The sequence below is a fragment of the Rhizomicrobium palustre genome, from assembly GCF_011761565.1.
In the GTDB taxonomy this organism is placed as follows: Bacteria; Pseudomonadota; Alphaproteobacteria; order Micropepsales; family Micropepsaceae; genus Rhizomicrobium; species Rhizomicrobium palustre.
Window position 1 is genome coordinate 824923 of record NZ_JAASRM010000001.1, and the last position, 18557, is coordinate 843479.

The following is an 18557-nucleotide window of genomic DNA, read 5'->3' on the forward strand; positions in this document are numbered from 1 at the left end:
GAATCAAATCCTTTCGCTTAGCCGACCAGCGGGAAATGATAGAGCGCGAGGGCCAAAGGCGCGATATCGAAGCGCTTCTTGGTGGCATCGAAGCTGTCTTCAACGATCGTAACTTCCGGCGCCTTGCCGACCTTGTTCGCGGCCGTGAGGCTTTTGCCGACGAGGCGATAGACGCGGCCCTGTGCGGCGGACTTCACATTCTCCAGCGCCAGATCGAGCTTCTGGCTCTGCTCCGTGGCGTTGACCACGGCAACGACCAGAGTCTTGCGATCCGCGGTGAGCGCAGCCGAGACATCCAGCGGCCAGGTGGCGGAGCCGGTATTGACCTTGGGCTGATCGCCGCCAGCGGGATATTTCGGCGGAGGAACCGGTGAGTTACCCGACACAGCCACCGGAATCTTGCCGTAATGCTTGATGTAGAGCTGGAAGACGCGGCCCGAGCCCGAAATGACGGAGTCGGTACGGTTATAATCCAGCCAGGACATGCCCATGGTGTAAGCCGCCATATCGATATAATCCGAGCGGCGGAAGAATTCATGGAAGGTGCGCGCGATAGCGAGGCAGCCTTTGTAGTCCTGGCCGAAGTGATAGGCCCACTCATCGAAGAAGACCTTGACCTTGCCTTCATTCAGCTTGGGGAAACGCTTTTTATATTCGTCCCAGCAATCGCCCATCGTGGCAACGCGATTGGCGGGTGCCTGCGCCCATTCCACCAGGCTCTGAGTGATGTCTTCATTCTTGCCGGTGGTGAAATTGAAATGCTTGTTTTCCGGCGGATACGCATGGGTGGCGAGCGCATCGAACTTGCCCCAGCTTTTCGCCAGCATGCCGCCAGCCCAATCGCGCTCGGAGCCATATTCGACCAGGCGGCTGCCGGAATCGATCATCATGCCTTGGCCCGTCGTCATTTCATCGATGAAGCCGCCCGGCACCACGATGTAAATGGTGGGATCGACCTTACGCATCGCATCGGCGAAAAGGTTGTGCTTGATGGTGTAGTGTTCCAGCGACATATGGCCGAGCTGCCAATGGCCATACATCTCGTTGCCGACATTCCAGTAATGCACCTTGTACGGCGCGGCATGGCCGTTAGCGGCTCGCTTGGCACCCCATTCGGTGGTGGCGGCACCGTTGACATATTCCACCAGCTCGGCGCCGGAGCGTGGCTCACCAAAGCCGGTATTGATGCACCAATAAGGTTCGACACCCAGAATGTCCTGGCACATCTGGATCAGCTCATCGACACCGACATCGTTGGGCTGAGCAAAGTTCCACTGCGGATCAATGACCGGCGGGCGCTTATCGGGATCGCCGATAGTATCCTTCCAGTCATAGCCGGAGATGAAGTTGCCGCCAGGCATGCGGATGATCTTGCAATCGAGCTCTTTCATCAGCGCCATGGTGTCAGCACGGAAGCCTTTGATATTATCGGCTGGCATCAGCGAGACAGCACCAACCTTGAAGGTGCCCGAGCCTTTGCCGGTAATTTCAAGACGGCCTTGGGTGGTCGCGGCTTTGACCGTGAATTTTAGCGGGACTTTGGTCCATTCCTTGCCCGCGGTCAGCGGGATGGTTTCCTTGCCGCCCTTCCAGCTTAAGGTCGCCGAGAGTTCCACCCCCGGATCCGCCGCTATCACCACGCGACCGACATATCCCTTTTTGGCGAGCGCCAGACCAGCCTGCGCAATACCGCGCGGCGACGTTCCGGCCAAATGCACGACCGGGCTATGGGCGCCAACATAAGGCGCGGTGGTGTCCATCGTCACATCAGCATCAGGACCGACCGGCACCCACTTATTGGCCGGCGGCATACGCATGGCGCGGCCTTCTGGCTTGGGCTGCGGCTTGGAGTCGACAGGGGCGAAGAATTTGCGATCGTCGAGCACCTCACTCCAGAAGCTGTAATTAATGAGGTTGCCGATATGCTCGATGAAGCCGCCATACATGTAATCGGCGATCGGATGGCCAGTCTTGGCCGTATCGATGATAGCCGAAAGCACCGGGGCATCGGCTGCCCGCAACGGCATCGCCGAGATGAGACCAAGTGCAAGTCCGCTCTCCAGCGCATGGCGCCGGGAAATTTTTGTATTCACTGTCACTCCTCCCTGTTGAACGGCAAGCCAACCCCGGCTGTGCCGCCTCGCTGCAAAGTCCTCTTGGTGGGCCCTGTCAGCGAATCCTTTTTAGTCTGGTATCTTCACCGCCGTAGTCGCCGTGAAGGCCCCAGATTGATGTGGAATGCCGGCTGCGGGCTGCGCCGAGCCGACATCGATTTTGTATTGCCCAGGTACGATCTGGCGCACGCCATCGGCGGTAACAAAGGACAGATCGCGCGGGTTCAGCTTGAACTGCACTGTCTTGTGTTCGCCGGGCTTGAGGCTGACACGGCTAAAGCCGCGCAAGGCAAGGCGTGGCGCCCCTTCGAATGCCGGCGGGGTGAGATAAAGCTCAGCCACCTCATCGCCCTCGCGCGCGCCGGTATTGCTGACATCCGTTGTAACCGTGAGGCCTTTTTCGGGAGAGCCCTCAATGGCGAGCGGCGCATAAGCAAAGCTCGTATAGCTGAGACCATAGCCGAAGCTATAGACCGGCGTACCGGTAAAATAGCGATAGGTGCGGCCCTTCATGGAGTAATCCTCAAAGGGCGGGAGATCTCTCACCGAGGCATAAAAGGTGAGCGGCAAACGCCCGGCGGGATTGGTTTTACCGGAAAGCACATTGGCGACCGCCTCGCCACCTTTCTCACCCGAATACCAAGCCTCGACAATCGCGGCGGCATTGTCCTTCGCCCATGAGAGCGCGATCGGGCTGCCGTTCATGGCGACGACAATGACCTTCTTGCCGGTCGCCTTGGCCTTTTCGAGCAACGCGCGCTGATCGGCAGGGATATCGAGTGAGGTCTTATCGCCGCCCGAGAAGCCTTCGATCTGCACCGGCATCTCCTCGCCTTCGAGGCTGGAGGTAAGGCCTACCACCGCCACGATCACATCGGCGCCTGCGGCCGCTTTCGCCAACTCTGCATCGGCGTTTTCGCTGACGCGCTGCCAGAGCATATCGATGCTGGAAAGGCCATGCGCCTCGGTCATCACCTCAATGGGGTATTTCTTGCCCTTCTCCAAAGTGACATTGACGAAAGTCGGCAAGCCGCCCCAAACGGGCTTGTCAAGCTTGACGAGTTCCTTGCCCTCGAGCTTCAGCGATCCCATGAAGCCGGTGAGCGCCATACGATAGGTGCCACTTTCCGGTGGAACCAGGAAGCCGGTCCACACCACGCGATGATGCTGGGCAACTTTTCCGAGCGCATTGCCGCGCGCCGCAATGTTGGGCTCGATCCGCGAAACCGAAGGCTTTTTGGCGAAACTCATCGCGGCCATCTGCTTCATCATCTCGGGATAAGGAAGATCGCCCGCCGGTGGCTTGCTGGTCGCATCATAATACTGCGCCAGAAGACCGGGCTTGCCATCGGGCGTTTGCAGCGCGGATTCCGGCACGGAATCGCCATCGGTATAAGACGGCGTGAACGGCACATGAGTTATGGACGCACCCGGCAGCGCCTGACGTAAGCCCGAAAGCACCGAAACAGGTGTGCCTGTTTGCTGCGCCGAGTAATTGCCGCGCAAGACACGGGTGGAATCAGCAAGCGGCCCCACCACCGCGATCTTCACATCAGATTTGAGCGGTAGAATGCCGTCATTCTTCAGGAGCACCAGGCTTTTTTCCGCGGCGGTCAACGCGAGCGCGGTATGCTCCGGCGTGATCAGCGGAATGCGGGCGGGACGCTCATTGGGACGTTCAAGCCCTTTCAAATCGCCGTTACGGAAGCGGGCCGCAAAGAGGCGCACCAAGGCCTGATCGATATCGGCCTGTGAAATATACCCCTTTGCCAAAGCCTCTTTATAGCGTGCGGCAACTGCAGGACCGCCACCCGAAAGGGTATCGTTATTACATTCGTTATCGACGCCCGCTTTCAACCCTGCCGCCACGGCAGCAGCTTGATCGGGTGCGTATTTGTGGTTGGCCGCGATGTCCTTCACCGCATCGCAATCGGACACGACATAGCCTTTGAAGCCCCAAGCGTCGCGCAGCTTATCTTTCATAAGAAGATCACTGGCGCAGGCGGGCTGACCATCGACGCGGTTATAGGCACACATGATCGAGCCGGCTTTGCCTTCCACAATCGCAGCGCGGAAGGCCGGCAGATAGGTGTCTTCCAGATCATGCGGGGAGACAAAGACATTGGCGTGATGGCGAGTCGATTCCGGCCCGGAATGCACCGCGAAATGCTTCGGCGTGGCGATGATGTCCGGGAAATCGGGATTTGGCCCTTGCATGCCTTGCACAAAAGCGACGCCCATGCGCGCCGTCAGAAACGGATCCTCGCCATAGGTCTCCTGGCCACGGCCCCAGCGCGGATCGCGATAGAGATTGATATTGGGCGACCAGGTATCGAGGCCGGTTCCGATGGTGCCAAGGCGACCGGTTTGGCGCGCTAAGGCATGAAGGCCCCGATTTTCCTCGCTGACGACGGCGGCAACTTTATGCACCAGCGCATCATCGAAAGTGGCGGCAAGCCCAATAGGCTCGGGGAAATTCGTGGCAGGCAGGGCGCCGATGGCGCCATGTAGGGATTCCGTCCACCAATTATAGGCGGGGATGTTCAGCCGCGGGATGGCGGGCGCGACATTGACAAGCTGGCCGACCTTCTCATCCAGCGTGAGCTGGGAAACGATCTTTGCCGCCTTCTCTTCCGATTGTGCGACGGGGGATTCGGCGAACGCCTGGCCTGCAAAATACGCAGTCAAAACAACCGTCAACGCGGATGTCACCAGGGCGGATCGTTGGACTGGCTTCCTCATTTCCATCTCTTCTTTTTATGCAATGCCGGGCGGAAATTTTGTCAGACGATAACGCTACCATGCGCAAAGGAAAACTCCCTTGCGATGCGGTTTCACCTAGTTGTGAGATAAAAAAAGGGCCGCCGGGATGAGCGGCGGCCCGAAAGGGAGGGGGAGGGTTACAGCTTGTAGTGCAGGCCGAGCGTGAAGCTACGACCGGTCGACACCACGTCGAGAACTTGATCAGCGAAGCGGCCACGCGTTGAGTAGCCGACATCCATGATGTTGTTCGCCTCAAAGTACAGGTTCAGATTTTCGGTGAGGTCGTAGCTCGTGTTGGCGTCGAGAGTCCACACGCCGTTGACGAACACCGGTTCCGAACCGAACTGCGTGCCAGAGCTCTGGCCCTGACCGAAGTTGTTGAGGTAGCTGTCACGCCAGTTAGCGGCGAAGCGGATCTGGAAGCCATCCTTGTCATAGAAGGCAACAAAGTTCGCCGAGTCCGCCAGACCGGTGATGGCAAAGGCGCCGGTGGTCAGGTTGTTCGGGTTATACGGCTTGTCGGACTGCACGATCGTGCCGTTCATCTGATAGCCAAAGCCCGAGTCGCCGAACATATGCTGCCACGCCACTTCCAAGCCGTAGACATTGGCTTTCGGTCCGTTGACAGGTTGCGTCAGGGTGAACACGGCATAGGTTCCCGTGTTCGGATCGATCACGCTGGCCCGGCCTTCCTTGCCGTCCGTGATGTAGGTGGACGTGCCGGTGACCACATAGTTGGAGATGCTCTTCAGGTAGGTGCTAGCCGCCAAGTAGGAATTCGGCGCATAGAACCATTCAGCCCCGAAGTCGAGGTTGTCGGAGACGAAGGGCAATTCACCCGGGTTGCCGCCGCTAACGCCGAGCGAACCCTTACGACCGCCCCAACCGCTCTTGTTCGGCTTCAGATCGCCGAGGTTCGGACGTGTCAGAGTACGCGACGCGTCGAAGCGCAGCTGGAAGTCGTCGGTGGCTTGCAGGACCAAATCCACGTTCGGCAGAAGATATTGGTAGGAACTCTTCTCCGACATATTTGTGGAGGGGCCAAATGTGGTGTCATACGCTGTCGCATCACCCACGGTGATATTCAACCCAGTCAGAGGCCTGTCGATGCCCCGTGTATCAACCTGGGTGTATTCGTAACGAACACCCACATTGACCTTGAGCGGCATGCCGGCGAACTTGGTCTCCGTCGCCACGCTCGCGAACAAGGCAGAGGTATCTTCGAAGATCACCTGATGGCTGCCCGCGGAGAAGGTGTTGATGCCCGCAGGAGTTATGCCTTCATACGGCGCGCTTTTACCGGTGCCGTTGAAGCCAGGCGTAGTGGTCGGCAAGCTGTTGAGGTATGACCATACATCGGCCGCATTGACCTTAAGCAGATAGGGAATTGCGTTGGACGCATCCCAACCTGGCATGGTCGGCAGATTGACTTTGCCTTGGAAAAGGCTCGAGGGCAGATGAACGCCGGTGGGGTTGTTGGAATCCGGACCATAGCCCGACCACCACTGCCAGCGGCTCGATTCCCACGGACCCCAGTAGTCCATGTGGTAATGGTCAGCGACGTAGTTGCCGCCGAATTTCAACGTCAGACCTTCCTCTTTCCAATCGCCTTCGAGCTTGAGCTGATTGACGAAGTTACGATTGCGTTGGGCCGATGTGGTCGTCACATGCGAGCCCATGATCGAGGTGTCCGCAAAGCGGGACGCGTCGCCATTCGGACCGTAGTTCCGATAATAGGGTAGCGTCTTGCCGCCGGGCTGGACCACTTCGAAGGTCGTGCCATTGGTGCCGTTTGGCGACGAGGGACCATAGCCGTAGTCAGTGCTATAGCCACCCCAATGATCATTGCCGGGGTTAAGCGAAGACTGCGCCTGGTCGAAATCCAGCGTCACTGAGAATTTATTGTTGACGTTGTATTTGACGTTGAGGCCGACGTCATAGGTCTGCTGGATACCCATGCTGACGTTGGTATCAAAATCGGTCGGCGCGTAACGCTGGAAGCTGACGATCGTCCCGTTGGACGACGTCTTGATGTTGCGCATGTCGTCGCTGTTGTTCCAGATGGCGAAGGCATACTGGTTCTGGTAAACGAAATCTCGCGAGTAGTTGCCATCCAACGTGACCAGCAACTTTTCCGTCGGCTGGAATTGGACCGAGACGCGGGCGTTCTTGCGCTCTTCCTGAACCTGATTGTAGTCGTAGCTTAAATCCTGGGTGAACCAGGTGTTCTTGTTAATCGGTACCGCGTTGATATCGTATTTGGGATTGGGCGTTACACCGTCCTTAAGAAACTTATCGGCCGAAATCGCCGAGCAATCGGGCCCGGTATACCCGGAGAGCTGACACGGCCTCAGGGTTTTGTGGCCAATCCAGCCCCAGTTCGAAACCATGAATTGCGTGGTGGAAAGCTTGGTATAGGCACCCGCAACCAACAGCCCGACCTTGCCGCCAAAGAAGGTGTCGCTGAACAGGAAGTTGCCGTTTGGCTGGAAGCGGCCGTCATTCGGCTGATACTTGGTGGAGACCGATGCGGCCAGCGTCAGACCATTCTTATCAAAAGGATTGGGGTATTTGACGTTGATCGTCGCGCCGATGGCGCCAGCCGACAGGGTGGCGTCCGGAGACTTATAGACCTCAAGGGCCGACACCATGTCGGCAGAGAGACCCGAGAAGTCGAAGGCGCGGCCGCCGGTCGCCGACGGAATGCGGCGGCCGTTGAACAGCGTTTCGTTGAACGACGGGCCCATGCCGCGAACCGTGACTTCGGTCGCTTCACCGGTGGTCGTCGCACCCATGTTCGGGGCCCCAGCCCGGGTAACCGTCACGCCCGGAATACGCATCAGAGCGGCGGCGAGGTTCGAATCCGGGAACTTGCCGATGTCTTCCATGGAAATCGCATCAACGACACCCATCGATTCGCGTTTGATGTCCAAGCTGCGCTGCAGAGACCCGCGAATACCGGTGACGATGACCGTTTCCATCGCCTGATCGGATTGTGCTTGGGCTGCGGTGCATGTGATGGCCGCCGCGCATGCGCCGCCCAACAAGATGGCCCGCTTTGAAAAATATGCCATTAAAGTCCTCCCTGTTACTGTGCCTTTTGTCCGGCACGCTTGTTCGGATTACGTACTGACGGCGCTGTTCTTTCTCGCGCTTACCTCCCAACCAGCCGGGTCATGACTGATCCAGACGCCAGCATTTCGCATCAGAAGTTGAAGAGGGCGGCGGGTTCGAAACGACATGAACCGGTTGCGGTCACGTCAGGGCCCCCGCAGCCCCGCACCCCAAATGTGAACGTTATCAGTAATGCCATAGTTGACTGACAAATGCCCGCCTCCGTTACGCCACAAATGCCAATTGTGGTGTGATGTTGGCATAAAAGTCACAATTACGTTATGGGTATTATTGAGTGATTTACAAGGATATAGAGCATAACATATTGATTTGGCTTGCATCACATTCTTACGTATGGAGTTTGACAGTATTTTCTCTCCCAGAATTGATGCCTCACATCTGCCTGATTTCAGAAGTCAAAACTCGGACAATTAATTAGAAGAATTACAAAGTGCATGTTGTGCCAGGGGCGTGCGTTAAAGCTCTCTCAAGGCGGTTCATCCGCCTGTGCGACTTGCTCAAGCCGCATCCATAACCCCTGAAAGAGGGCCCCATAGCCCCACGCAGGTGTGACAGGGAGCGCATGAAATCCATCGCGCTCTTGCGTATAAACGAGGCGCGCTCTCGCCAAGAAAGGGCGCGATCATCGGGGAGATTCATCGTGAAATTGCGTGTCTTGTCGGTTGCCGCGCTTATTGCGGCCGTGCCAGCTTCTGCGGCTGGGCTTATCAATCCCGTTTTCCAGGACCACGCGGTCCTGCAGCGCGATCAGCCGATCCGGATTTGGGGGACCGCCTCACCCAACGCCCGCATCACAGCCACATTGGGCACAAACACCGCCGAAGCGGTCGCCGATGCGCAGGGCCGTTGGCACAGCGAACTATCGGCAATGACAGCAGGCGGGCCCTATACGCTCAAACTGACCAGCAGCGATGGCACGAGCCAAACCCTGAGTGATCTTCTGATTGGCGATGTCTATCTCTGCTCCGGCCAATCCAACATGGCTTTTCGCGCGATGGAGGCAATCGACGCGGGACCGGATATCCAGGTCTCCGCCAATGACGCCATCCGGTTAATGAGCGTTGCCAATATCACCAAGGCTACACCGCAAACCGAGCTACCCAAGCCTGGCACATGGGGCGCAGCCGAACCCAAGACGGTCGTGAATTTCTCCGCCGCCTGTTATTTCTTCGGCCGTGAGCTGCAAAAATCCGCACACGTTCCACTAGGGCTAATCCAGTCGGCCTGGAGCGGCGCCAATATCACCTCCTTCATGAGCGCAGAGGTGCTGAAACGTGCGGGCGGAAACGATATGCGCCTTGATGCACTCGCGATCTATGCGCACGATCCCAAAGAAGGCGTGAAGCATTGGGGCGAGATCGCGGAAAGCTATTGGACCAAGAAACTCGGCTATGCCTTGTGGAAAGCGCCGGAGAAGAGCGCGACCTGGGCCGTAGCACCGAAAGACCTCGGCATCTGGACGGAATGGGGCGTGCCAGCACTGGCCCATTACGCCGGGCATGTGTGGTTCCGCACCTCGGTGAGCTTGACGGAAGAGCAGGCCAAACAGGCAGCGACGCTCTCGCTCGGCACCATCACCGAAGAAGATCAGACCTGGGTCAATGGCGCATTCATCGCCTCCACCTTTGGCTATGGCGAGCCGCGTAAATACGAACTCAAGGCGAACACGCTGCATGCAGGCGACAATGACATTCTGATCGACGTCTATTGCGGCTGGCGCGGCTGCGGCATGTTTGGCGCCCCTGAGGCACGCGCGATCACCCTGGCGGACGGCAGTTCGGTGAAGCTGAACGGCAGCTGGCGCTATCTCATGGATGCTACCGCCTCCACGCCACGCATTCCCTGGGGTGCAACCGCAGGCATCACCATGGCCTATAACGGCATGATCGCCCCGCTTGGCGATCTGGGGCTGAAGGGCGTGCTTTGGTATCAGGGCGAATCCAATAGCAGCGAACCGGAAGCCTATCGCGGGCTTCTAAAGGAATGGATGGCCGATTGGCGCCAGCAATTCAAAGCACCAAACCTACCCTTCCTGATCGTGCAGCTACCTGATTATGGCTTGCCGCCGTTCAAGCCCGAGGAATCCGATTGGGCACGCCTTCGCGAATCCCAGCGCCTTGCGGTGAATGAAGATGGTCATGCCGGGCTCGCGGTTACCATCGATATCGGTGACCATATGGGGCTGCACCCTTCCAATAAGCAGGAAGTCGGCCGCCGCTTGGCGCAAGTGGCAAAGCGCGTCGTCTATGGTGATGCCAACGCCAAGAGTGGCCCCGCACCGCAAAGCGTGACCCGCAAAGGCGGTGTGGTGACGGTGCGGTTTAGCGGTATCAATGGCAAGCTCGCGGCGGTGAATGCGGCCGATCCCATCGGTTTCGAGCTCTGCGATAGCAAAGCCTGCCAATTCACCCCGGCGCATATCCAAGGCGAAACGGTTACAATCGCTGTGCCCAAGGGCTTGACGCCGACCAAGCTGCGCTATTGCTGGGGTGACGGGCCTGTTTGCACCCTCTACGATTCTAGCCGCCTTCCGGCCGTTCCCTTTGAAAGCAAGATCACGCCATGACGACGCCAATCACCAGCCGCCGGGCGGTTTTTGCGGCTATGACCGGGGCGGCGGCGATGGCCAGTATACCGGCGCGTGCAGAAGACGGGGCGCCCGGCCTCGTCTTCGCCTTGGCAGCGACAGTGAAGATCGGGCCGTCACAAATGCCCGGGCCCACACCCTTTGGGACGCGCAATCGCATCCCCATTCTGGGTGGCACTTTCGAAGGCCCGAATATCAAAGGCACCGTGCTGCCGGGCGGCGCCGACTGGCAGCTCATCCGCCCGGATGGCGCGGTGACCCTCGACGCAGATTACATGATCCAAGCCGATGATGGTGCGCTGATCCACGTCCACAACCGCGCCATCCTCACTGGCACACCGGGAAAATCTGATTTTTATCTGCGCTGCACGCCTGTTTTCGAGGCACCCATTGGCAAGCATGATTGGCTCAATAAGGCTGTCTTCGCGGGCGCGGTGGATGTGCTGGGGCCGGAGGGCGTGCGGGTGAGGGTTTATAAGATCGCTTGATGGACGATTGTTAAGCGAAACGGGCATTTAAACCACATAAATCCACAAGGCAGCATTTTCCCGAACTTGAGCATTTATCGGCGTGCTTCATAATCTGCTTCGGTAATTATGAGGCGGCCGCCACGAATACGATCGCGCATCAAGCAGGGGTCATCATCTACCGGGTCGAGAACGCCCGCGTGGAAGTGCTCTTGATCACCTCGCGCGAGACCAAGCGCTGGATCATTCCCAAAGGGAATATCGGCAAGGGTAAGACGGCGCTGCAAGCAGCAGAACAGGAAGCCTGGGAAGAGACCGGTGTGCGCGGCCATTTCCATAGTGATGTGCCGCTCGGCTTCTACATGTATTTCAAGGTCCGCGAAGACCACAGCCAAACGCCGATGAGCGTGGAAGTCTATATGCTGCACGCCGAGAGCCAGGCCAAGAAATGGCCCGAAAAAGGCGAACGCAAGCTGCGTTGGTTGCCGGTGGCTGACGCAATCAAGAAGATCGAAGAGCCCGGCGTTGAGCCGCTCTTGAAGCGCGTCGCCGAGATGGAAGACGTGCTGGCGCGCGCCGCCGTCGTTTAGATCAGCCGGCTATACATCGCCCAATCTTCCGCCGCAGAGATGCTGACGGCGGAGGCCAGCGCCTCGATATCCTGCTTGGGCGGCAGATGCGGCCCCACCTTGCGCAGCTTTCCGCCTGCAAATGCCGTGGAGAGGCGTGCCAGTCTTTCAAGACCAGCCTCTTCCACCAAGGCGGCACAAAGCCCCGCCACCATGGCATCGCCCGCGCCGACCGAGGACAACGCCCCCACCTTCAGCGGCGCAGCGTAAAGCGCGCCTTCGGAGGAAACGAACACCGCCCCTTCGCTGCCGAGCGAGACCACCACCAAGGGAATGCCCTTGGCGTGCAAGGCACGGGCTTGGCGCAGCAGCGCGGCATCATCCTCAATGGGGCCCATGACGGCGGCGAGCTCATCGCGGTTCGGCTTGACGGCGAAAGGCAGAATGGGACGGCTCAAGGCTTCCATCAGGGGCTCGCCGGATACGTCGAGCACGACGCGGGTGCCGCGCCCTTCCCAATCGGTGGCGAGATCCGCCCAGACCGTGGAAGGCAGGCCCACAGGCAGGCTGCCGGAGAGGACGATCAGCGTGGGCGATAGCGCCAAGAGGCGATCGTTGAGGCGCGTCAGCAAGGCTGGATCAAAGGAGAGGCCCGGCAGGTTGATATCCGTGGTGCGCCCGCCCGGCTCAGCCAGCTTCACATTGGTGCGGGTCTCGCCCTGCAAGCGCAGAAAGCCGTCATTGACGTTCTTAGCCCGGAACAGCGCCTCGAAGGCATCGGCATTGCTGGCGCCGAGAAAGCCCGACGCGGTGACATCCAGCCCCCAATCGGCCAGGCACGCCGCCACATTCACACCCTTGCCGCCCGCATGGGTCACAGCGGAGCGGGCACGATGCACCTGCCCCGGCTCGAACGCGTCGAGGCCCACCGTCATGTCGATGGCAGGGTTGAGGGTCACGGTGACAATACGCTCGGGCATGCGGGGCACTTCCTTCTCGCTGCCTAGCTAGCAAGCAGGACTGCCCAAGCGCAATGCGACCGCTCAGGCGGCAAGATTAAGACGTACAGCCGCAGCGGCGGCAAAAGGCGACAACGCCACGACAAACACCGAAAAGGCAGACAAAAGCGGCAGCGCGCCGTTGGAAAGACCGTCCAAGACGATGAGCACGGCGCTGGAGCCGAAGATCACCGCAGGCGACAGTAGTGGCAGCACGATCAGCGGTAGGATCAGCCCGCCCCGGCGCAAGGATAGCGTGAGCCCTGCCCCGATACCGCCAATGGCGCTGATAGCTGGCGTGCCGATCAGCAGCGAGAGGCACAGCACGCCCACGGCGGCGGGCGAGAGGGCGAAGAAGATCGACATCACGCCGGCGAGCAAGGTGAGCGGCAAGCCGGTGACCAGCCAATGCGCCATCATCTTGGCGAGTGACATCATCTCGAGGCTGAGGGTGGAAAGCGCGAGCTGATCGAGCCCGCCATCTTCGTAATCGGCCTGGAAGAGACGATCCAAAGCGAGGAGCGCGGCGAGCACAGCGGAGACCCACAGAATACCAGCGCCGACACGCGAGAGGAGTTTCAGATCCGGGCCGATGCCGAGCGGCACCAAAGTCACCACCGCCGCGAAGAAGCCGAGCGCCAGAGCCGCGCCACCGCCGGTGCGCACAGCAAGCTGCACATCCCGTTTCAGGAGGGCCATAAACGCGCTCATGCCGCCCCCAAAACCAAACGTTCGCACTCCAGCCCGAGAGGTTCGTGCGTGGCGGCAATCACCATTCCGCCCTTGGCGGCATGATCGGCCAGCGCCTCGGCGACCAGCGCCTTGCCCGCAGTATCGAGCGCGGCGAGCGGCTCATCAAGCAGCCAGAGCGGACGGCCCACCAGCGACAGGCGCGCCAGCGCCAAGCGCCGCTTTTGCCCTGCCGATAAAATCGCGCCGCGCGCTTCTGCAAGATGTGCGATGCCGAAACGCTTCAAGGCGGGCATGATCTCGGCCTTGCTGCCAAACATCGCCGCCCAAAACGCGACCTGCTCGCGCACAGTGAGCTGGGCCTTGATGCCATCCTGATGACCCAGCCAGCCGATGAAATCGGAGCGGTCCTCAGGATCGCTGACGGCGCGGCCATCTTCAGTGATGGTGATGCGGCCCGCAAAAGGTGGCAACAGGCCCGCAATCGCGCGCAGCAGCGAGGTCTTGCCGGAACCGTTGGGGCCTTCCAGCGCCAGAACGCGCCCGCCAGTGAGCGAGAGCGAAAGCCCCTTCAGCACCGCACGGCCGCCGCGCAGCAAAAGAAGATTATCGATGTCGAGCGCGATGGTCATGCTGATCGGTGCGATGCGCGAAAGCCTAAGCTCAGACGCCGCCGCCGCCTTCCCCCCAACGCCCGCTGCGCTTCAAGGCATCGACCACTTCCGGCGGCATGTATTTCTCATCATGCTTGGCCAAAACCTGATCGGCTTTGAAGACACCCTGCTCGTTCAAGCGGCCAATCGCGACCACGCCCTGACCTTCGCGAAAGAGCGAGGGAACGTCGCCGCTATATTCAACCGGAACCGTGTGGGCGCCATCGGAGACCACGAATTTCATCATCATGCCCGAGCCCTTTTTCACGCTCTTAGGCTCGACCAGGCCGCCAACGCGGAACGCGGTGCCAGCACTGACATGCTTATTCACGACATCGGAGGGGCTGTAGAAATAAAGGACGTTATCCTGCAGCGCGCTGATCACCAGCACGGCGGCACCCGCCCCGCCCAAAAGCAGCGCGGCAACGAAAGCGATACGACGGCGTTTGCGCGCGTTCACGGTGTTTCGTCCTTGGTTAGAGCTTCAAGACGCTCTTTGGCGGTAGTGTAGCTCGTAGCGGCCCAGAACACCAAAGCGGCGATCGTGACCGCGCTGAGGCCGTAGGACCACCAGATGTAAAAGCCGTAGCCGCCTTGGGAGAGAAACTCGCTCATTGGGCCTCCACCATGCTGCGCATGCGACGGTTCAAAATCTCTGTGCGGATGCGCACCATCCAGAGCACGAAGAAGAGAAAGGTATAAGCAATCGCCATCAGAAACAGCGGCCAGAGAAAGACCGGCGAGATCGAGGGGCCATCCTTGCGCAGGATGCTCTCGCCCTGATGCAGCGTCGTCCACCACTGCACCGAGAACTCGATGATCGGCAGGTTGACCGCGCCGACAATGGCGAAGATCGCCGAGACGCGCGCGGCGCGCTGCTCATTCTCGATGGCGTCGTTGAGCGCGATATAGGCGAGATAGATCAGCAGCAGCAGCAGAAACGAGGTCAGACGGCCATCCCACACCCACCAGGCGCCCCACATGGGCTTGCCCCAAAGCGAACCGGTGACAAGGCCGAGCGCGGTAAACGCCGCCCCGATGGGCGCTGCGGTTTTCGCGGCGATGTCGGCAAGCGGGTGGCGGTTCACCAGACCGAAGATGGAGGCGACCGCCATGGAGCCATAGGCCATCATCGCCACCCAGGCGGCGGGCACATGGATGAACATAATGCGGACGGTATAGCCCTGCTGATAATCGGGCGGCGTGGAAAAGCCGAGGAACAAACCAACGCCGGCGCAAATCACCACGACGGCGATAAACCAGGGCAGAAGCGCGCCGCTCAAATCCATGAACTTCTTTGGATTGGCGAATTCGAAAATCGAAAACTTCACGGCGTATCCCCGAGGCCTGTTGGTTATCGGCGGCTTACCAAGTCTTCGCTGGCTTACCAAGTCCCGCCAAAAAAGTGCATAGGTAAAGCACCTTACCGGTTCGCGCTTTTAAAGCCTGCGTCACTCGGCGCCAAGAGAACAAGTTGTGGAAGGGTGTTTTGCGGTCGGGTTACGCGAAAATGACGGATACCCGAAAAAGGACATATACCCGAAAAGGATACGCCAAAGCGGGCCCTCATTGCTGAATGCCCGCTCGCACCGGATCGCAGAGGCTGGCGGAGACCATTGGGGAATGGATCAGCACCTTGGCCCGGCCTCCACGAGGTTGAAGCGAAAACGATTCTGCATCTGGCCTTCATCGGCGGCCCCGCTCTGACCTGGGGCGATGGCTCGATCATTGTCGCCTGGACTTACGGAAAGGAAGCCCAGCACCTCTGTATGAGTCTCCGTGACTTTGCCCTGTGCCCAGCCGCGACCGTCGCCGCGCACTATTCCCGGCGGTTGCTCCCTGCAAACCCATAAGAACAAAATGGGAACTTGTAGCGGGATTTCAAGGGGTGGGGGGGGCTCATTTTGGCGAGGGTTCTCATGTCCGTTTTAGAATAGGCTATTGCCATTAGCCCTTGCTTAGACAAGTGCCCAAAGCCCTCATTCTCAGCGCATAGAACCCAATCGCACGCAGTTGAATTGTTGCTGACCAGCCCATTAACCGCTCCAACCTGCATGGCGATCATTATCGTAGCAATTTTAGCACCGGTGCGAATCGCTCTCACGCAATGCGGTATTGGCGTGGCTCAAGACTCGTGAGAGGAATCGAAAATGGTTGACGAAACGACACCTTCATTCGGACGCTCAGTCCTCGGGAAAGCCTTCTCAGATACCAAGCTATTCTTCCGATATACTATGCGCGACGCGATCCTCGCCATTACCACGCTCGCGTTAGGTGTTTGGTTTGCCTACACCTTCATAGGGAAAACCGACACCGTTAAAGAAATCGCTTTCATGGCTGCGTTTACATTTGCGCCCCTCTTCATTGTAGCTCTAACCATTTTCATTTGGCATCTGTGGCTCGCACCTGCTGCAATAACATATGAGGCCATGAAGTCAGTTCAACAGGCTATTGACGGTGCAAATATTGCGTCCGCGGCAAAGGAACACTCGATAAATTGGGCACCTTGGAAATACCGGTCTAAATTTACGATTTATGAATTTGCCAAGATTCTTGCCAAGACGGATCCAGCCTCGCAAGCGATGAGTATGGAGGGATCAGCATTTGCCCGGTTGATCCTTGAGGATGTCAACAACAGAGCACTTCCTTACATTCAGGAATACGATGCTGGCTATGGTGGTACAAAGTACCGTGTCAAAACTAGTTACGACACATCGGTGAAACGAGAGGATGCCCTCCAGTGGGCCGCCGCCAAAGACTTCTCAACTGAGCACATTCGCTAAATCTTCTTGGTCATTCGCGAGTTCGTGCCATTTGGCTGTGGCCGGAGGTGACCCGGCCATGGGCAGTGAAGGTGTGATTAGCGCGGCGGAGCGGGATTGCAACTTTCCTCCCCCGCGCTGCGATAGCGCTTAGGCAGATAAATTCTCGACAAAGCGGGGGAGGTGCTGATCGAGCGGTAGCGAGAGAAGCGGAGGGGGGGACCGCTCCGCTGCTGGAACGATCCCCCCTCCGATTGCTTCGCAATCACCTCCCCCGCTATTCAGCCAAAGTGCGGCGGCTGGAGCTGCGCACCGCGGGGGAGGAAAGACTGTTCTTACTTCTTCCCGTCCAACTCCTTCAGGCGGGATTTGAGTTCGCCTTCCATGGGATCGCCCGGCTTGGCGGTGGAAAGCGCTTTGGTCCAAAGGGCTTTGGCTTGGTCGTTGCGGCCAGCCTTGGCTTCGGCGAGGCCGACGACATAGAGCGCGTGGCCGTTATTGGGATCGAGCTTTAAGACCTGGCGCATGGTGCCGACGAAATCCATCGGCAGCTCTTCATTGGGCGACGCGGCGCGCTGGGCTTCGGCGAGGCTGAGCTGCACGCTGATATCATCGGGCTTCAAACGCACCGCGCGCTTGGCCGCTTCTTTTGCCTTGGCCGGTTCGCCGATCACGACATAGGCATGGGCGAGACGCTGCCAGCCCGCGACGTCGGACGGCGATTTCTCCATCCGGTCGGCAAGGCGCTTCACCATCTCGATCACCATCGGATCATGCGCAGGTGAGGTGGCGGGGCTGCCCATGCCGGAAGCGACACCAGAGGACGCAGCACCAGACGCCGGAGCAGCTGGGGCGGCGGGCGTGGTGGCAAGCTTCGGCGCATTCGTGGCTGGCGCCATCTGCATCGCCTTGTTCATGGCCGAAAGGGCCGCGCCCATCGCCTTCACATCCGGCGGGCTGGCCGGAACGCTGGCGGGATCGAAACCACCCTGCTTGGCAAACGCCGCGATATGCTCGCGCAGCATCGGCAACCAGGGGGCGGAGGGATCGCTCGACTTCTCAAGATCTTTCCAGATGCCGACAGCTTCGCGCGTGTTGCCGATCTGCGCTTCGGCAAGACCAAGATAGAAGCGCGAACGCTCGCTCTTGGGCTCCAGCGACACGGCTTTGGCGAAAGCGAGCATGGCTTCCGGCACCACGGCACCGCCATTGACCATCACCACCGCCTCGCCGAATTCGGACATGGCGACAGCATCATTGGCGCCAAGCTCGATGGCTTTGCGATAGGCGGCGGCGGCCTGCTCATATTCGCGGGCGGCAAAATAGGTGCGGCCAAGCTGGGCATAGCCATCGGCGCTGGGCGTGGCCGCAACCATGGCGGCGAGCTTGTCGGCGGTGGAAGCGGTGGCGAATTCCGGATCGTTATGGATACGCCACATATAAGGCTTGCCCGGCAAGTTGGGCGAACCGATCTTGGCATAGAAAGCAAAAGCGCCCGCCGGGATCAGAATGGCGATGGCGATGGCCGCACCAATGCGGGTGTAACGATTGCCGGCGCTGAAAAAGCCAAGCGGCTGGCTGAGTTCTGCATCTTCGGCCGCAAGCATGCGGCGATGCACTTCGGCGCGCGCGGCATCAGCCTGTTCCGCAGAGAGCAGACCTTCTTCGACTTCGCTGTCGATCTCGGCGAGCTGGTTACGATAAACCACGATGTCGTATTCGACGCGCGGGCGGGCATCCATATTGCCCTTCAACACGGGCACAATCAGGATCGCCAAAACGGCCAGACAAAGAAGTGCAAAGAGGGCCCAGAGCATCG

At 59.3% G+C, this 18557-nt stretch carries 14 protein-coding genes; 4 read left to right on the top strand and 10 right to left on the bottom strand.

The annotated features are described in order from the left end of the window. Nucleotides 1–17: 17 nt before the first annotated feature. The 3 genes from FHS83_RS03560 to FHS83_RS03570 form a co-directional block, all read right to left on the bottom strand. Nucleotides 18–2093, bottom strand: coding sequence for a hypothetical protein (locus FHS83_RS03560; protein ID WP_208414205.1), 2076 nt, complete (start codon nucleotides 2091–2093; stop codon nucleotides 18–20). A gap of 90 nt (nucleotides 2094–2183) precedes the next feature. After that, nucleotides 2184–4856, bottom strand: coding sequence for a glycoside hydrolase family 3 C-terminal domain-containing protein (locus FHS83_RS03565; protein ID WP_167080979.1), 2673 nt, complete (start codon nucleotides 4854–4856; stop codon nucleotides 2184–2186). 158 nt (nucleotides 4857–5014) lie between these two features. Continuing rightward, the gene (locus FHS83_RS03570; RefSeq protein ID WP_167080980.1) at nucleotides 5015–7951 is read right to left on the bottom strand and encodes a TonB-dependent receptor; all 2937 of its coding nucleotides are present in this window, start codon (nucleotides 7949–7951) and stop codon (nucleotides 5015–5017) included. 701 nt (nucleotides 7952–8652) lie between these two features. Between FHS83_RS03570 and FHS83_RS03575 the strand changes: the two genes are divergently transcribed. The 3 genes from FHS83_RS03575 (at nucleotide 8653) to FHS83_RS03585 (ending at nucleotide 11656) form a co-directional block, all read left to right on the top strand. Continuing rightward, the gene (locus tag FHS83_RS03575; RefSeq protein ID WP_167080981.1) at nucleotides 8653–10578 is read left to right on the top strand and encodes a sialate O-acetylesterase; all 1926 of its coding nucleotides are present in this window, start codon (nucleotides 8653–8655) and stop codon (nucleotides 10576–10578) included. Then, entirely contained in the window at nucleotides 10575–11087 is a 513-nt protein-coding gene (locus FHS83_RS03580) for a DUF3237 domain-containing protein (RefSeq protein WP_167080982.1), read from the top strand. The genes FHS83_RS03575 and FHS83_RS03580 overlap by 4 nt, the downstream gene beginning before the upstream one ends. Before the next feature lie 131 nt (nucleotides 11088–11218). Next, a complete protein-coding gene (locus FHS83_RS03585) occupies nucleotides 11219–11656 on the top strand; it encodes an NUDIX hydrolase (protein ID WP_341801593.1) in 438 nt (145 codons plus the stop codon). Here FHS83_RS03585 and pfkB read toward each other — a convergent pair. From pfkB to ccmC, 6 genes are all read right to left on the bottom strand, one after another. After that, nucleotides 11653–12615 carry a 1-phosphofructokinase gene (gene pfkB, locus FHS83_RS03590; protein ID WP_167080983.1) on the bottom strand — a complete coding sequence of 321 codons (963 nt, stop codon included), beginning with the start codon at nucleotides 12613–12615 and terminating at the stop codon, nucleotides 11653–11655. The two genes, FHS83_RS03585 and pfkB, sit on opposite strands and share 4 nt — an antisense overlap. Nucleotides 12616–12678: 63 nt before the next feature. Continuing rightward, nucleotides 12679–13344 carry a heme exporter protein CcmB gene (gene ccmB / locus FHS83_RS03595; RefSeq protein WP_167080984.1) on the bottom strand — a complete coding sequence of 222 codons (666 nt, stop codon included), beginning with the start codon at nucleotides 13342–13344 and terminating at the stop codon, nucleotides 12679–12681. Then, nucleotides 13341–13955 (bottom strand): heme ABC exporter ATP-binding protein CcmA, encoded by a 615-nt coding sequence (ccmA, locus tag FHS83_RS03600; RefSeq protein WP_167080985.1) that lies wholly within the window; start codon nucleotides 13953–13955, stop codon nucleotides 13341–13343. Before ccmA ends, ccmB begins: the two co-directional genes overlap by 4 nt. A gap of 31 nt (nucleotides 13956–13986) precedes the next feature. Then, entirely contained in the window at nucleotides 13987–14436 is a 450-nt protein-coding gene (ccmE, locus tag FHS83_RS03605) for a cytochrome c maturation protein CcmE (protein ID WP_167080986.1), read from the bottom strand. After that, nucleotides 14433–14591 (bottom strand): heme exporter protein CcmD, encoded by a 159-nt coding sequence (gene ccmD, locus FHS83_RS03610; RefSeq protein WP_167080987.1) that lies wholly within the window; start codon nucleotides 14589–14591, stop codon nucleotides 14433–14435. Before ccmD ends, ccmE begins: the two co-directional genes overlap by 4 nt. Then, nucleotides 14588–15265 (bottom strand): heme ABC transporter permease CcmC, encoded by a 678-nt coding sequence (gene ccmC, locus FHS83_RS03615; protein ID WP_167085235.1) that lies wholly within the window; start codon nucleotides 15263–15265, stop codon nucleotides 14588–14590. Before ccmC ends, ccmD begins: the two co-directional genes overlap by 4 nt. Nucleotides 15266–16126: 861 nt before the next feature. Here ccmC and FHS83_RS03620 point away from each other — a divergent pair. Next, a complete protein-coding gene (locus FHS83_RS03620) occupies nucleotides 16127–16759 on the top strand; it encodes a hypothetical protein (RefSeq protein WP_167080988.1) in 633 nt (210 codons plus the stop codon). Nucleotides 16760–17073: 314 nt separating this feature from the next. On the opposite strand, the gene ccmI is transcribed toward FHS83_RS03620, so the two are convergent. Beyond that, nucleotides 17074–18555, bottom strand: coding sequence for a c-type cytochrome biogenesis protein CcmI (gene ccmI, locus FHS83_RS03625; RefSeq protein ID WP_167080989.1), 1482 nt, complete (start codon nucleotides 18553–18555; stop codon nucleotides 17074–17076). Between the last annotated feature and the right edge of the window lie 2 nt (nucleotides 18556–18557).

What these genes read in the sequence shown, in the direction of transcription:
- ccmB (WP_167080984.1), bottom strand. Translation starts at nt 13,344, where the DNA reads ATGAGCGCGTTTATGGCCCTCCTGAAACGGGATGTGCAGCTTGCTGTG.
- ccmD (WP_167080987.1), bottom strand. Translation starts at nt 14,591, where the DNA reads ATGAGCGAGTTTCTCTCCCAAGGCGGCTACGGCTTTTACATCTGGTGG.
- FHS83_RS03620 (WP_167080988.1), top strand. Translation starts at nt 16,127, where the DNA reads ATGGTTGACGAAACGACACCTTCATTCGGACGCTCAGTCCTCGGGAAA.
- FHS83_RS03570 (WP_167080980.1), bottom strand. Translation starts at nt 7,951, where the DNA reads ATGGCATATTTTTCAAAGCGGGCCATCTTGTTGGGCGGCGCATGCGCG.
- ccmA (WP_167080985.1), bottom strand. Translation starts at nt 13,955, where the DNA reads ATGACCATCGCGCTCGACATCGATAATCTTCTTTTGCTGCGCGGCGGC.
- pfkB (WP_167080983.1), bottom strand. Translation starts at nt 12,615, where the DNA reads ATGCCCGAGCGTATTGTCACCGTGACCCTCAACCCTGCCATCGACATG.
- FHS83_RS03580 (WP_167080982.1), top strand. Translation starts at nt 10,575, where the DNA reads ATGACGACGCCAATCACCAGCCGCCGGGCGGTTTTTGCGGCTATGACC.
- FHS83_RS03565 (WP_167080979.1), bottom strand. Translation starts at nt 4,856, where the DNA reads ATGAGGAAGCCAGTCCAACGATCCGCCCTGGTGACATCCGCGTTGACG.
- ccmI (WP_167080989.1), bottom strand. Translation starts at nt 18,555, where the DNA reads ATGCTCTGGGCCCTCTTTGCACTTCTTTGTCTGGCCGTTTTGGCGATC.
- ccmC (WP_167085235.1), bottom strand. Translation starts at nt 15,265, where the DNA reads ATGGATTTGAGCGGCGCGCTTCTGCCCTGGTTTATCGCCGTCGTGGTG.